This is a genomic window from Gottschalkiaceae bacterium SANA, from assembly GCA_036323355.1.
Classification (GTDB): Bacteria; Bacillota; Clostridia; order Tissierellales; family GPF-1; genus GPF-1.
Genome location: AP028876.1, coordinates 2067232 through 2081328, shown reverse-complemented (window position 1 = coordinate 2081328; position 14097 = coordinate 2067232). Strand labels below are relative to the sequence as shown.

Here is a 14097-nt window from a genome sequence, read left to right as displayed (position 1 = left end):
GTATGCAAATTTTAGAAGGCAAGGTCTCGATTGAGGCGGTATTGGAATCTAGGTCACGAACCATTTCATCGATTTGGATTAATAAAAACAAAAGAAGAGATAAATTTCGAAAGGTATTAAAATTGGCCAAACAGAAGAGTATTCCAGTTGAATATGTTTCTGGAGAAAAACTGGCGGAACGGGCAACGGGGAATTCTCATGGAGGCATCGTTGCAACGGCAAGTGCGCGCTCCTTTATGCCCATTGAAAAGATGATCAAAGGGAAAAAGAATTGCTTTATTGCCATGATTGACGGGATTGAAGATCCCTATAACTTTGGATTTGCCGTGCGAAGCTTGTATGCCGCTGGATGCGATGGATTGATTGTGCGACCAAGAAACTGGATGGATTCTACAACCATTGTGGCGCGCTCGTCGGCTGGAGCAACGGAACGAATTGCCATGAGTGTGATGGAAACGGCAGAGGAAGCGGCAAGCTTTTTCCAAGCCAATGGATTCGAGGTCTTTGCAACTTCGAATACAGATGCTGAAGATCTTTATGAAGTCGATTTAACGGGGAATGTATTTTTATTTATTGGGGGAGAAAAACGTGGTGTTACGCGTTCTTTCTTAAGCCATTGCGATCGATTGTTGCAAATTCCTTATGGTCGAGAGTTTTCGCAGTCCATTTCAGCGGAAGCGGCAGCGGCTGTTATTGGATTTGAAATGAGCAGACAACGGAGGACAAAAAGAAAATGAAGTGTCGTTACTATGAAAGTTTAACCATGGATCCTTTTGAAAACCTGGCACTGGAAGAAGCTTTATTGGAGCAGGTGGGCGAGGATGAAATCTGTTTGTATCTATGGCAGAATGAAAAAACGGTTGTTATTGGCCGTAATCAGAATCCATGGAAAGAATGCCGAACCGAGATGCTTGAAGAAGCCGGTGGCAAATTGGCACGGAGATTGTCTGGTGGCGGAGCGGTTTTTCATGATGCTGGAAATCTGAATTTCACCTTTGTTGTTGGGAAAAAGCTCTATAATCTTAACAAGCAATTGCAAGTAATTGTGGACGGCCTAAAGCTTTTGGGCATTGAAGCTGAGTTTTCTGGACGGAATGATTTGCTCGTCAATGGAAAAAAGTTTTCGGGGAATGCTTTCTATTTTGGAAAGACCATGGCCTATCATCACGGAACCTTGATGTTTGATGTGGATCTGGATCATTTGATGACCTATTTGCAGGTTTCGAAATTGAAGATTCAGTCGAAGGGAATCGATTCAGTCCGTTCGCGGGTAACTAACTTAAAAGTAGAGAACCCTGAAATCACCTTAGGGCTATTAAAAGATGCATTGAAAACTGCTTTTCTTCAGGTATACGGTCAAGAAAGTTTGGAGAGCATTGAGATTGCAGAGAACAGAAAGGCCGAGATTGAAGCAAAGTATGCGTCGTGGGAATGGCGATTTGGAGAGACACCAAAATTTGACCTTGCACTAGAGAAAAAATTCCCTTGGGGGCTTGTCGATTTTAATGTTCAATTAAAGTCTGGTAACATTGAGAACGGCGTTTTCTATTCGGATGCCATGGATGTTGGCTTTGTTCGTTCTTGTTCTTTAGCAATAAAAGGGATTAGTTTCGAGAAGGATGCCATTTGCAATCAGCTGGCAGAGCTGGAGACAGAAGATGATTTGCAAGCGACAATGAAAGCCGATTTGATCGATTGGATAGCCATAGCAGAATTTTAAATAAATAAGGTGCAGGCCTCTCCGTCTTGAAGAGGCCTGCACCTTTGTATTCATAAGAATCTTCAAGGATTTATCTTGGAGATTTTTTTGTTTATTTTGCTGTTAAAGCAAGGAATTCGTCAACATCAGCCTTAAGAATTTCAAGGGAACCGATCCAGAACTCCGGATCATGAAGATCGATACCGATGGAAGCAGGTACGTCGTACACTGATTCCTGGCCGGTAAGTCGAAGCAGTTGAACATATTGATCAACAAAGGCTGGTCCCATATCTAGCGATTTTCGATACAGCCCTTTGGCGAACAAGAGACCAAATGCGTATGGGAAGTTGTAATAATTCATGCCAGCTTCATAGTAATGGGACTTGTTAATCCACATAGCTGGATGTTTTTCTTCAGAAAGTGCCTCTCCATAGGTTCGGCTTTGTGCGTCTAGCATGATTTCATTGAGTTCGGAAACGGATAAAGGACCCGATGGTCGTTTTGCAAAGACTGCATCTTCAAAGTAGAAACGGCTTAAAATATCGACAATGACTTGAGTCGCATCCTGAAGACTGGATTCTAAGAGCATTAACTTTTCTTTTTCGCTTGCTTCTTTCAATGCAGATTGCATAACGATAGTCTCTGAGAAGATCGATGCGGTTTCAGCCAAAGGCATAGGGTAATCTGCATTGAGTATGGATTCGTTCATCAAAACATGGGAATGAAAACCATGACCAAGTTCATGTGCCAGTGTAATTACATCACTGAAAGTGCCTGTAAAGTTGGACATGATTCGGGATTCTCCGATGGGATGAATGCTGGCGCAAAATGCTCCACCAGATTTTCCGGCTCTCGGTTGAGCATCAATCCAGTTTTCTTGGAAGGCGCGGCCCGCAAAGGAAGATAAATCTTCACTGAAGGAACTGAAGTTTTCTGTAATATAACTTTCGGCTTCCTCGAAAGTAAACGTTTTTGAACTTTCACCCATTGGAGCAAAAAGATCATAAAAGGGCAGGCCTTTGGAATGACCGAGTATTTCACCCTTTCGTTTTAGGTAGCTGCGGAAGACAGGTAGGTAGGATTCCATGACTTCAATCATGGTGGCAAGGGTTTTTTGATCCATGCGGGAAACAAATAAGGTTTCGTCCAAAGGTGATTGAAAACCACGCATGGAGCAAACGGAAAGCACTTCTCCCTTGATGCTATTTAAGGCTGCGGCAGCACTGTGCTCGATTTTCTTATAGCTTTTCAGTTCCGCTTGGTAGCCGACTTTTCGTACCGAAGGATCGGGATCATAAGCGAGGTTTCTGGCAACGGATAGGGGAACAGAGTCCTTTTCGGGATCTTCAAAATCCACCATGAGATTTGCAGTGAGGTTACCGTGTAATTGTGTCCAAGCATTGGAACCGGTCAAGGCCAGCTTGGAAAGCAAAACTTCCTGCGCATCTTCCAGCATATATTGCGATGCTTCATAGACTTCTTGCAAGTGGTAGCTGTGAGCTGTGAGTTCTTCTGCTGAAAATTTCGGCAGCGCGACAGGCCATTTCGCCTTCATCCAACGCTTGAATTGAACACTCGGCAGGGTAAGCTCTGTTAAAAGGGTTTGTAATTGATCAACCTGTTTTTGTGCCAAACTGTGATTGACATCAACGCTCAAAGTCAGATAACAATAATTCAGCAATTGACTGGCGAGGTTTGCAACCTTGTCTTCATAGGCCAAGTATTGCATAAGTGTTGGTTCCGATGGTGAATCAGGTTTTAATGCAGCACTCCAATCTGTCCATGCGTTAATCGATTGGGCCAATTCTTTATGATCTTTTTTATAGGCTGGATCATCAAAACCTGTATATAATGCATCTAGATTCCATCTCATTATGAAAGTCTCCTTTTCTTTTTATCATAGCACAGCAGACCAATTTTATCAGTCAAAACCTGCATGGAGCAATCGGAATATTTGATGGCATACTCACACCCTTAGGAGAGACCATAAACGACTGTCGGCTATGTATGACGCTCACAAATTCGAGGATGCTGCATTTGCCTTCACTAGGGGCTATAAGCGACTTAATGGTTTTTCGACACATTGTGCTACACTATGAGTCACTGATTACCTGCTGGCCATGTGTGGGTCACACAAGTCAGCCATAGGGGTATGCTTACAAGTCGGGAATAAAAGTATGCGTCTGTCAACCGCCCACACGCCCGCTTTGCGGGCAGCGACACATGAAAAGCTAGACGAAAAACCATGAATGCTTTTTTGTCTCAATGTTCATTGTTGCCCACAAGCCTGTATAGAATACTTGTTCGCTTATAGAATTATTGATATAATCAGGTCATAGAAAAGTTTGAGGTGATTAAATGACAGCTAATAAAGTATATAACAATGAAAGTATTTCCTCGTTGAAAGGCGCGGATCGAGTGCGGAAACGTCCATCTGTAATCTTTGGCTCTGACGGATTAGAGGGATGTTCGCACTCGTTTTTTGAGATACTCTCCAACTCAATTGACGAGGCTCGTGAGGGTTTTGGTCAGGAAATATTGGTGGTTCGCCACCAGGATCGATCCATAACCGTTAAGGATCAGGGGCGAGGTTGTCCTGTTGACTTCAACAAGAATGAAGGAAAATTCAACTGGGAATTGGTATTCTGCGAGCTATATGCAGGGGGAAAGTACAGCCATTCTTCCGATGCAAATTATCAATATAGTCTCGGCTTGAACGGCCTTGGACTTTGCGCAACTCAATACAGTTCGGAATATATGGATGTAGAGGTTCAGCGAGATGGAACGCGTTACACCTTGCATTTTGAAAAGGGTGAGAATGTCGGCGGACTAAAAAAGGAAGCTATTTCAAGCCGTAAGACGGGTTCGTCATTTACATGGCGACCGGATTTAGAGGTCTTTACGGACATCAAGATTCCCCTTGGCTACTATCAAGAAGTTTTGCGTCGCCAGTCTGTTGTCAATCCTGGATTGAAATTCATCCTAGAGGATGAAGAGACAGGGGAGGCTTTTGAGTATTATTATCAGCAAGGAATTGTCGATTATGTCAAAGAGGTATCCGAATTTAAAGAATTCACCAATATTTTTTATTTCCAAAAAGAGGGAAAAGGCAAAGACCGCGAAGATCGGCCTGAATATCGGGTAAAAGCTGAGATTGCCTTTTTATTCAACAACCATATTAACATGTTGGAATATTACCATAACTCCAGTCATTTGGAGCATGGAGGATCGCCGGACAAGGCAATTCGTTCTGCTTTTGTGACGGCGATTGATCGAGAAATTAAAAAGCAGACCAAGTATACAAAGAATGAAAAGAAAATTCTTTTTATTGATATACAAGACAGCTTGGTTTTGGTGTGTAATTCCTTTTCGACCATAACCAGTTATGAGAATCAAACCAAAAAGTCGATTACCAATCGGTTTGTGCAAGAATTTATTACCATGATTGTTAAAGAACAACTCGAGATTTATTTTATCGAAAACCCCTTGGATGCAGAGAAGATCGTTGCACAGGTTTTGGTAAATAAACGGAGCCGTGAAAAGGCAGAGACAACACGGAAAAATATTCGAAAAAAATTATCGGGCACGGTAGATATGAACAACCGTGTAAAGAAATTTGTGAATTGTCGAACAAAAGATGTGGAAAGACGCGAACTCTTCATTGTGGAAGGTGACTCGGCGCTGGGCGCAACAAAACAAGCAAGAAGCGCTGAATTTCAAGCCCTGATGCCAGTCCGCGGGAAAATTTTAAATTGTTTAAAAGCGGATTATAATAAAATATTTAAGAGTGATATTATCATGGATTTGCTTAAGGTCTTGGGGTGTGGGATTGAGATTAAAAGCAAACACAACAAGGATTTGGCCTCCTTTGATTTGGATCAATTGAACTGGAATAAGATTATTCTTTGTACCGATGCCGATGTTGATGGCTATCAAATTCGAACCTTGATTTTGGCCATGTTTTATCGACTGACACCGACCTTGATTCAAGAAGGAAGAATCTATATCGCTGAAACCCCGCTTTTTGAGATTGAAACCAAACACAAAACATACTTTGCCTTTAATGAAAAAGAAAAGCAGGAAGTGATTAAGGCTTTGGGTGATGAAAAATACATCTTGCAACGATCGAAAGGTTTGGGTGAAAATGAGCCGGAGATGATGTGGCAAACGACCATGAATCCTGAGAGTCGTCGTTTGATTCAAGTTATGCCGGAAGATTTGGAAAAGACTGAGTCGCATTTTCAAATGCTCTTGGGAGAAGATCTTGCCGGGCGTAAGAGCTATATCGAAACCCATGGTGACCGATATTTAGAAATGATCGATATCAGCTAGGAGGACAAGTATGAAGTCATATATAGAAGAACAAAAAATATCGGACACGTTATTAGAAAACTATATGCCCTATGCAATGAGTGTCATTGTATCTAGAGCAATTCCAGAAATCGATGGATTCAAGCCCTCCCATCGAAAGCTACTATATACCATGTATCAGATGAAATTATTGAAGGGGCACCGAACCAAATCTGCCAATGTGGTAGGAACAACCATGAAGTTGAATCCCCATGGTGATCAGGCGATTTACGAAACCATGGTGCGATTGACAAGGGGCTATGATGCTCTTTTGCACCCTTATGTTGATTCCAAGGGTAACTTTGGTAAGCACTCTTCTCGAGATATGGCATTTGCAGCAAGTCGATATACGGAAGTAAAACTAGCGGGAATTGCCGCGGAGCTTTTCAAGGATATCGATAAGGACTCGGTTGATTTTGTCGATAATTACGATGGTCAAATGAAGGAACCGGTTTTATTGCCGACGACCTATCCCAATCTTTTGGTGAATGCAAATCGAGGGATTGCGGTGGGAATGGCGAGTAATATTCCTAGTTTCAACCTGAAAGAGGTTTGCCAAACGACCATGGCCTTGATGAAAGATTCCAATCATTCAATTAGTGATACCTTGATCGCACCTGATTTTTCAACGGGGGGCGAGCTGCTTTATGATCGCGGTGAAATGGAAGAAATCTATCGGACCGGTCGGGGCGGAGTCAGGCTGAGAGGAAAATGGAGTTTATCGAAAGACCGAAAACGCATTGAAATTAAAGAGATTCCCTATACCACAACAGTAGAGGCGATTATTGACAAGACCATTGATTTGGTGAAGAGCAATAAAATCAAAGGGGTTTCTGATGTTCGTGATGAGATGGATCTTAAGGGTCTTTGTATTGCCATCGATTTGAAACGTGGTGCCAATGTAGATGAAATCGTACAGCAATTGTATCGCTACACTCCTCTGGAAGACAGTTTTTCCTGTAACTTCAATCTCTTGATTAATGGCAGACCTCGGGTGATGGGTGTTAAAGAAATTTTAACCGAGTGGATTCAATTCCGAATGGGATGCATGAAACGCCAGCTGCAATTTGAGCGAGGGAAAAAAGCGGAAAAGCTTCATCTTTTGCAGGGTTTGGAACGGCTCTTGCTAGATATTGATCAAGCCATTCATATCATTCGAGAAACAGAAGCCGAGGCTGAGGTGGTTCCACGTTTGATGCAGGCATTTCGAATTGATGAATTGCAGGCTAATTATGTTGCAGATATTCGTTTGCGCCAATTGAACCGTGAGTATTTGGTGAATCGTACCCAAGAAATTTTCCAATTAACAGAGGCGATCGATGAGATTGACAAGACTTTGAAGTCAGAAAGACGTTTGAAGACTAAGATTTCCAAAGAATTGGAGAGAATCACAAAATCCTACGGAACTGAGCGAAGAACGAAGCTGGTTGAAAAAACGAAAATCTTGGAAGCGAAAAAGATCGAGGAAAGCATTCCCGATTATGATGTCAATGTGTTCGTAACAGAACAAGGTTATGTCAAGAAGATCACGACACAATCTCTTCGCATGGCAAGTGATCAGAAATTGAAGGAAGACGATCAAATTGCTCAAGAATTTGTGACAAGAAATATTGAGGAGTTGGTTGTATTCACCAATAAGAACAATGTCTACAAATTGAAATTGCATGAATTGTCGGATACCAAAGCAAGTGCCATGGGCGAGTATTTGCCAAGCTTGTTGGAATTCGCCAAGGGAGAATTTGCACTTTATACAATTTTACCCGATAAATATCAGGGATATATGTTGTTTGCCTTTGAATCGGGGAAAATTGCCAAGGTTCCAATGGAAAGCTATCAGACCGTCAATAATCGCCGAAAATTGGTGAAGGCTTACAGTGATCGATCCCCATTGATTTGGATGCAGCGAGTCGAAAAGGATTTTGATCTAGTCGTTTATCGGGATCACGGTCCCGAAGCGCGGGCCATGGTATTTAATACCTCCTTGATTAATCCAAAACAGACAAGGAACACGGTAGGTGTGCAAGTTCTTCGCTTGAACAAAACGAATAAAATGACCATGGTGGAAAAATTGGAAGACTCTTTGCTTGTTGGGGCGGAGAAATTCAGAAAAGATCGAATCCCGATGGCAGGTGAGTCTATCAAGGGAAAACGCCGAAGTGCCAAGCAAATGTCGATATTTTAGGAAATATTAGGATATCGTAATGAACATTTTAAGAATATTGTATTTGGTAAACGTTTGCTTTAAAAAATGCTATTTACGGGTAATTAAAAACTATGATATATTGATAAGGAATACTACTTAGGAGGAATTTTTGATGAAAGAAGCAAGTGTAATTTTGATTAACGCAACAGGTCTTCACGCTCGTCCTGCTAGCATGTTTGTTAAAGAAGCGTCTAGCTATGCGTGTGATGTAACAGTTGAAAAAGACGGAACAGAATATAACGCAAAAAGCATTATGGGTATTTTGAGCATGGGCGCAATGAAGGGTGATGAAATCACTGTACGTGCGAACGGCGAAGGTGAAGAAGAGGCAGTTAAAGCGCTAGCGGCATTGATCGAAACAGGATTTGGCGAATAAGCGTTAATTTGATCAGGTTTTACTCAGGGGGACAATGATGGTTAAAGGGATTGGAGCATCTCCTGGTATTGTTGTAGGGAAGGTGCTTGTTAAAAAAGAGGAAGAAATTGAAATCGCAAAGAAAACGATTGAGAGTTCCGAAACAGAAATTTCGAACTTGCGATCAGCGATTGAAAAGAGCCGTACTCAAATTCAAGCATTATATGACATTGCCTTGGTAAAAATGGGTGAAGAAGAAGCAAAAATCTTCGAAGCTCACCAAATGGTTTTGGATGATCCAGAAGTATTTGGTCAAGTTGAGAATAAGATCAACAATGAAAAAATTAATGCTGAATACGCAATTGAGCAGGTCGTTGCACCATTTATTCAAATGTTTGCAATGATGGAAGATGAATACCTGAAAGAGCGTGCGGCAGATTTGAAGGACGTAGCAGGCCGAGTGACCAAGAATTTATTGGGGATCGACATGGTCGATTTTTCAAATCTTGATAGCAAAGTGGTTGTTGTTGCGAATGATTTAACACCGTCGGATACAGCGGCAATGGATAAGGAAATGGTATTGGGTTTTGTAACGGAGATTGGCGGACGTACGTCACACTCTGCGATCATGGCGCGAACCTTGGAAATTCCAGCGGTTGTAGGGACAGGAAATGTATTGTCACAAGTTGTTACTGGCGATGTAATTGCTTTTAACGGCGACGAAGGTGTGATCTTTGTTAATCCGAACGAAGAAAAAATTGCAGAATTTAATGCAGAACGAGTCAAGTATGACGCATTCCGAACTCGCCTTTCAACTTTGATTGGTCAGGAAAGTGTTTCCAAAGATGGTGTTCATGTTGAATTGGCAGCCAATATTGGCACGCCAGAAGATTTGGATTCGGTTTTACGAAATGATGCGGAAGGTGTTGGCCTTTACCGAAGCGAATTTTTATATATGGATCGAGACAGTCTTCCAACGGAAGAGGAACAATTCGAGGCCTATAAGAAAGTTGTTGCTGGGCTAGAGGGCAAGCCGGTTGTTATTCGTACACTGGACATTGGTGGAGATAAAAAGCTTGATTATTTACCGTTGCCAGAAGAAATGAATCCCTTCTTGGGCTATAGAGCAATTCGCTTGTGCCTGGATCGTGATGATATTTTTAGAACGCAACTTCGTGCATTATTACGGGCAAGTGCATTTGGAAATCTGAAGGTTATGTTCCCGATGATTTCAAGTGTGGAAGAATTGCGAGATGCAAAAGCAATTGTTGAGGAAGAAAGAGTAAAACTTCGAGAAGAAGGAATCGAATTTGATGAGAAGATGGAAATCGGAATCATGGTTGAGATTCCGGCGACTGCAGTTATTGCGGATCTTCTTGCCAAGGAAGTTGATTTCTTTAGTATTGGAACCAATGATTTGATCCAATACACAACAGCGGTAGATCGCATGAATGAAAAAATTGCACATCTTTACAATCCTTGTCATCCTGCTTTGTTGCGTTTGGTGAACATGGTGATCCAAGCTGGACACAAAGAAGGAATTTGGGTTGGTATGTGTGGTGAGGTAGCAGGAGATCCACGATTGATTCCGGTGCTTTTGGGCATGGGACTTGACGAGTTCTCCATGAGCCCGATTTCTGTTTTGAATGCGCGTTGGATTATTGCGCAATTGAGCCAGAAAGAGATGAAGGTTGTTGCAGAAACGGCGATGAATTTGCCGACTGCTTCCGAGGTTGAAGCTTACCTTGCAAATATTGTTCAACTAGAAAATTAAGAGGATGCCCAATCGGGCATCTTTTTTTATAAGAAAATTTTATTCTTTGTTAATACAAGATTTAGGAAAATCAGGTATAATGAAGAAGAATATATTGAAAGGAGTGCGAATATGTCATATCGAATTATTACAGATAGTGCAGCAGATTTACCGGAATCGTTTATTAGTGAACATGAGGTAACCGTACTGCCCTTGATGGTAAACTGGAGAGGGAATGAGCATGCAGATCGTACGGTTGACCTTGATGAGTTCTATCAGAGTCTAGCTGCGGGAGAAGTTGCTAAGACCGCTCAAATACCGATACACGAATTTGATGCTTACTTTCGAGAATTTGCGAAAGTTGGCCAACCAATCATTTACATTGCTTTTTCGTCAGGACTTTCAGGAACTTATCAGACCGCTGTTATGGTTGCTGAGCAGATCAGGGAGGACTATCCGGACTTTGATCTGACGATTATCGACTCGAAATCTGCGACACTGGGTCAAGGCATGATTGTGATGAAAGCGATTCAACTGATGGAAAAGGGTGCAAGTAAGTCCGAGGTGGAAGAAGCGGTTCACTTTTATGTTGACCATATACAACATATATTTAGCGTAGGAAATTTAGATTATCTTTGTCGTGGCGGTCGATTAAGCAAGGCATCGGCAGTTGTAGGAACGATGTTAAATGTGATTCCAATTCTTCATATGACGAAGGATGGCAAATTAGAGAAGATCGACCAAGTACGTGGTCGAAAAAAATTACTGAAGAAGTTAATTGAAACTTGTAGTGCCAATGGAGCTGGGCATGCGAATAGAGAATTTGCTTTTGTTTACTCCCCGGATGTAAAAGAAGAATCTGAAAAGATGCAGAAAATGGCTAAAGAAAAATATGAGGGAACAATATTGGCCGCAAGAGAGTTGGGCGTTGTGATAGGTGCCCATACGGGCAATCAATTGCATTCTATGTTCTTTTTAGATATAGAAGATCCATACTTTCGATAGAAGCATTGCATGAAGAGAAAATAGAGCGTATCGTCATCGACGATACGCTCTATTTATATTTTTACTTTCGATTTCCTATTTCATCAAAATTCACTTTATGGCGAATGACAATACCAATCAGTAAAAGTAAGAGTAGTAGTCCAATCGACAAGTAGAAGTCCTGACTGCCGATAGCGGTGATCTTATCGCCAAAATTGACATAAGAAAACATGGCTGGAATAGCGCCCAAAACGGTAGCTAACAAGAAATCGCGATACTGGACGCTGGAAAGACCGGCAGCGTAACTGATGATGTCAAAGGGAATGGGTGTCAAGCGCAGCAGTAGGATGACAAGAAATCCCTTTCTTTCGATTTGTTTGGATAGGGTGTGGACACCCTCTTTTTTCTCCAAATATTTTTTCAGATATTTTCGGCCAAAGGTCCGTGTTAAAAAGAAGGCCAGACTGGATCCTAAAATAGCTCCGGCAAGGGCTAAAATAAATCCGTTTTTCACACCAAATGCAATACCGCCAGCCATGGCTAGAATAGAATCTGGGAAAAAGGTGAGGGGGACGATGGTGAAAAGGATCAAATAAACCACCGGCGCCCACGGGCCAAATTCAGCAAGCATGCGTTGAATGTCCTCGGTGCGGATGCCTCGGAACAAAAAGAAATTCATGATTAGAATCAAGCCTAGGATTGCCCCAATGATGGCAAAAACAAGGGTCGATTTTTTTTTAGGCAGCTTCATCTTCTACTCCAGGCCAGCTTCCAGCGCGTCGCAAATCTCCAGCCATACCCGTCCACTGGCATCGCTAGGCATCCTCCAATCTCCACGAGGAGATAGGCTGACGGTTCCAACCTTTGGGCCGTCTGGCATGCAAGACCGCTTGTACTGTGCCATAAAGAAGCGGCGATAGAAGGCTTTCATCCAATGAAGAATCTCTTTTTTCGAATACTTACCGGCATACGCTTTGTCGGCCATATAAAGAAGCTTGCCAGGGTGGGTGCCGTATTTCATTACATAGAACAAAAAGAAGTCATGAAGCTCGTAGGGGCCAATCAGACTTTCTGTCTTTTGGGCAATTTTATCATTTTCATCAGGAGGTAGAAGTTCTGGGCTGATCGGTGTGTCGACAATGGCTTTCAATACGATGGCCTCAGCTGGGTTATCTGTTTTTTCTGCACACCAGTTGACCAGAAACTTGACGAGTGTCTTAGGAATGCTGGCATTGACGTTGTACATGGACATATGGTCACCGTTGTAGGTGCTCCATCCCAGAGCCACTTCGGATAGGTCGCCAGTGCCAAGTACCAGGGCGCCCTGTTGGTTGGATAGGTCCATTAATATCTGTGTACGTTCCCGTGCTTGGGCATTTTCGTAGGTGACATCTCGAGCGTCTAGGGAATGACCGATATCCTTTAAGTGCTGTTCTGTTGCTGCCTTAATGGATATCTCTCTGGCGGTAACACCCAACTCACTCATCAGGGTGTGGGCATTGGCATGTGTATCTGTCGATGTGCCAAAGCCTGGCATGGTTACAGCTATAATGTTTTCTCTTGGGATATTCAGCAGATCAAAGGCTTCTGCGGCAACCAGTATGGCTAGGGTTGAGTCAAGTCCACCGGATATGCCGACGACGATTTTACCCAATCTCGTATGTTCCATGCGTTTGGCAAGTCCTGCCGCTTGGATTTGGAAAATTTCTTCGCAGCGTCTTTTAACGACGGCTGGATTGTTTGGAATAAATGGATTGGGTTCGATTACCCGATCCAGGGTTGTAGAACGACGCTTGAAGGCTTTTAATTCAACAAACTGATAGTGAGTGTCTGCTGTTTCGGCATCGGAGAAGGTGTTGTTTATCTTACGCTCTGCATTTAGTCGCTGCAGGTCGATATCACCATAGATGATCTGGCTAGTTCGACAAAATCGCTTCCCTTCTTTGATTTGTGTGCCGTTTTCATAAATCATTAAATCACCGTCAAAGACCAAATCAGTAGTGGATTCATGTACACCAGCAGAAGCGTATAGGTAGGCACAGGCCAGCTTGTCGCTTTGCTGGCTGACAAGTTGATGTCGGTCTTCTGTTTTGGCTACAAGGCCGTTGCTTGCCGAGAGGTTTGCGATAATTTGTGCGCCATTCAGTGCGTGCTGGATACTTGGAGACGTGGGTGACCAAAGATCCTCACAGATCTCCAAACCTAGGGTAAAGTGCAAGTCTGGGGAATGGAAGAGGAGTGAACCGAAAGGTACGTCCTCACCGAACAAGGGGATCGATGTGACCCGGTCTAGTAACTTTGATCCACTATGAAACCATCGTTTTTCATAAAACTCACGATAGTTTGGCAAATGGATTTTGGGAACAATGCCCAAGAGGCGTCCATGTTGAAGGACGGCACCACAATTGTACAATTCATTTTTGATGCGCAAGGGGATGCCAACAATTAGAATCGTATCCAAATCTTCAGATGCTGTTCGAATTCGCTGAAGCGCTTGTAGAGCAGCGTCTAGCAAAGGGTCTTGATGAAAGAGGTCACCGCAAGTATAGCCCGTAATGGACAATTCGGGAAACACAAGGATTTGCGCTTGATTTTTTCCCGCTTCTTTCGCGCAAGAGATTATTTCTTCAGCATTATAATAGGGGTCAGCCACTCGCAACTTCGGCGAGGAGACAGCAGTTTTGATGTAACCATATTGATTCATTATTTTCCCTTCTTTCCTAAGTCTTCTTTCCTGATTATATCAAGGAATC

At 42.6% G+C, this 14097-nt stretch carries 10 protein-coding genes; 7 read left to right on the top strand and 3 right to left on the bottom strand.

Annotated features, from left to right (window positions below):
* Positions 1–2: 2 nt before the first annotated feature.
* Both AC25CA_RS09925 and lplA read left to right on the top strand, forming a co-directional pair.
* Positions 3–737, top strand: a complete 735-nt coding sequence (locus tag AC25CA_RS09925) for a TrmH family RNA methyltransferase (protein WP_486813678.1) — start codon at positions 3–5, stop codon at positions 735–737.
* Positions 734–1720, top strand: a complete 987-nt coding sequence (gene lplA, locus AC25CA_RS09920) for a lipoate--protein ligase (protein WP_486813677.1) — start codon at positions 734–736, stop codon at positions 1718–1720. Before AC25CA_RS09925 ends, lplA begins: the two co-directional genes overlap by 4 nt.
* A gap of 91 nt (positions 1721–1811) precedes the next feature.
* On the opposite strand, the gene AC25CA_RS09915 is transcribed toward lplA, so the two are convergent.
* Complete coding sequence (locus tag AC25CA_RS09915; protein ID WP_486813676.1) at positions 1812–3572, bottom strand: M3 family oligoendopeptidase; 1761 nt, start codon at positions 3570–3572, stop codon at positions 1812–1814.
* 485 nt (positions 3573–4057) lie between these two features.
* On the opposite strand from AC25CA_RS09915, the gene AC25CA_RS09910 reads away from it, so the two are divergent.
* The 5 genes from AC25CA_RS09910 (at position 4058) to AC25CA_RS09890 (ending at position 11365) form a co-directional block, all read left to right on the top strand.
* Positions 4058–6031, top strand: a complete 1974-nt coding sequence (locus tag AC25CA_RS09910; protein WP_486813675.1) for a DNA gyrase/topoisomerase IV subunit B — start codon at positions 4058–4060, stop codon at positions 6029–6031.
* Positions 6032–6041: 10 nt separating this feature from the next.
* On the top strand, positions 6042–8231 hold the full coding sequence (locus AC25CA_RS09905; RefSeq protein WP_486813674.1) for a DNA gyrase subunit A: 2190 nt from the start codon (positions 6042–6044) through the stop codon (positions 8229–8231).
* 133 nt (positions 8232–8364) lie between these two features.
* Entirely contained in the window at positions 8365–8628 is a 264-nt protein-coding gene (locus tag AC25CA_RS09900) for an HPr family phosphocarrier protein (RefSeq protein ID WP_486813673.1), read from the top strand.
* Positions 8629–8662: 34 nt separating this feature from the next.
* Positions 8663–10381: a phosphoenolpyruvate--protein phosphotransferase gene (gene ptsP / locus AC25CA_RS09895; protein WP_486813672.1), complete on the top strand. Its 1719-nt coding sequence runs from the start codon at positions 8663–8665 to the stop codon at positions 10379–10381.
* A 111-nt stretch (positions 10382–10492) separates the two neighbouring features.
* Complete coding sequence (locus tag AC25CA_RS09890; RefSeq protein WP_486813671.1) at positions 10493–11365, top strand: DegV family protein; 873 nt, start codon at positions 10493–10495, stop codon at positions 11363–11365.
* 61 nt (positions 11366–11426) lie between these two features.
* On the opposite strand, the gene AC25CA_RS09885 is transcribed toward AC25CA_RS09890, so the two are convergent.
* Complete coding sequence (locus AC25CA_RS09885) at positions 11427–12095, bottom strand: TVP38/TMEM64 family protein (protein WP_486813670.1); 669 nt, start codon at positions 12093–12095, stop codon at positions 11427–11429.
* A gap of 3 nt (positions 12096–12098) precedes the next feature.
* A complete protein-coding gene (locus AC25CA_RS09880; RefSeq protein WP_486813669.1) occupies positions 12099–14048 on the bottom strand; it encodes an NAD(+) synthase in 1950 nt (649 codons plus the stop codon).
* Positions 14049–14097: the final 49 nt, after the last annotated feature.